The sequence below is a fragment of the Rhizobium sp. 01T444 genome (assembly GCF_056398305.1).
In genome coordinates, this window is sequence record NZ_JBFTPD010000372.1 from 1 (window position 1) to 542 (window position 542).

At 74.5% G+C, this 542-nt stretch carries 1 protein-coding gene; it reads right to left on the reverse strand.

Going from position 1 to position 542, the window contains the following annotated elements:
- Nucleotides 1–88: 88 nt before the first annotated feature.
- The coding region (bioD, locus tag AC1DTN_RS39000) for a dethiobiotin synthase (protein WP_477925590.1) at nucleotides 89–542 on the reverse strand (454 nt) is incomplete at its 5' end.

Sequence of the window (542 nt, forward strand, 5' to 3'; positions counted from 1 at the left end):
GGTGTGCGGGACGCGGGTGCGGGGCGTGATCGCTGCTTCATGGAGCGCGATTCTGCGCGTTCGGCCCGCCGCCCCGAAAAGCGCCGCGCTAGGACGGGAGCATCCGGCGCAGCGCGCCGATGTCCAGGTGCGCGGCCACGGCGCCAGGGTGCGGATCGGCCAGCCACGGAACGACGCCGAGGCAGGGCGCCTCGTGCTCCCGCGAGAGCCAGTCCCGCAGGCTGTGCACGTTCTCGTCGGCCCAGGGCATGTCGGGCGCGATGCGGTTGCCGACCCAGCCCGCCAGGCGCAGCCCGCGCGCGCGAATCGCCTCGGCCGTCAGCAGGGCATGGTTGATGCAGCCCAGTCGCAAACCCACCACCAAGACCACAGGCAAGCCGAGGTCCCGTGCCAGGTCGGCGGTGTCCCAGTCGGCGCCCAGCGGCACGCGGAATCCGCCGACGCCTTCGACCACCAGCACGTCGGCGCGCGCCGCCAGGGCCCGGGCCGATTCGCCGATCGCGGCGCGGTCGATGCTCCGGCCCTCCAGCGCCGCCGCGATG